The sequence below is a fragment of the Mesorhizobium sp. M4A.F.Ca.ET.090.04.2.1 genome, from assembly GCF_003999085.1.
Classification (GTDB): domain Bacteria; phylum Pseudomonadota; class Alphaproteobacteria; order Rhizobiales; family Rhizobiaceae; genus Mesorhizobium.
Window position 1 is genome coordinate 1 of record NZ_RZOT01000999.1, and the last position, 616, is coordinate 616.

General features: G+C 65.1%; 1 protein-coding gene. It reads right to left on the bottom strand.

Features of this window, described 5'->3' with window-relative positions; genetic code table 11:
- On the bottom strand, nucleotides 1–616 hold a 616-nt coding region (locus EN781_RS33720), incomplete at both ends, for a GTP-binding protein (protein WP_127400789.1).

Consider the following 616-nt stretch of genomic DNA (forward strand, 5'->3'; position numbering starts at 1 on the left):
GCGCCATGCGGATCGGCACGCCGGGCATGTCGAAGGCCTCGCGCAGGCTGTTGGACAGGTAGCGGACATACGATTGCGGCATCGCGTCCGGCCGCGAGCAGGAGACGACGAAGCCCGGCGGGCGGGTCTTGGCCTGGGTGACATATTTGATCTTCAGCCGGCGGCCGGCGACGGCAGGCGGCGGGTGATGCGCCAGTATACCTTCCAGCCAGCGGTTGAGCTTGCCGGTCGAGACGCGGCTGTTCCAGACCTTGTGCGTCTTGATGACGCTATCCATCAGCTTGTCCAGGCCGCGGCCGGTCTCGGCCGACACCGTCACCGCCTGGATGCCCCGCACCTGGGGAAGCAGTCGCTCGGTCTTTTCGCGCAGTTCAGCCAGCAGTTCCTGCGGGTTGTCGATCAGGTCCCATTTGTTGAAGGCGATCACCGGCGCGCGACCCTCGCGGATGATCAGATCGGCGATCTGCAGGTCCTGCTTCTCGAAAGGGATGGTGGCGTCGAGCACGATGATGACGATCTCGGCGAAGCGGATGGCGCGCAGGCCGTCCTGCACCGACATCACTTCCAGCTTTTCGTGGATCTTGGCCTTGCGCCGCATGCCGGCGGTGTCGAACAG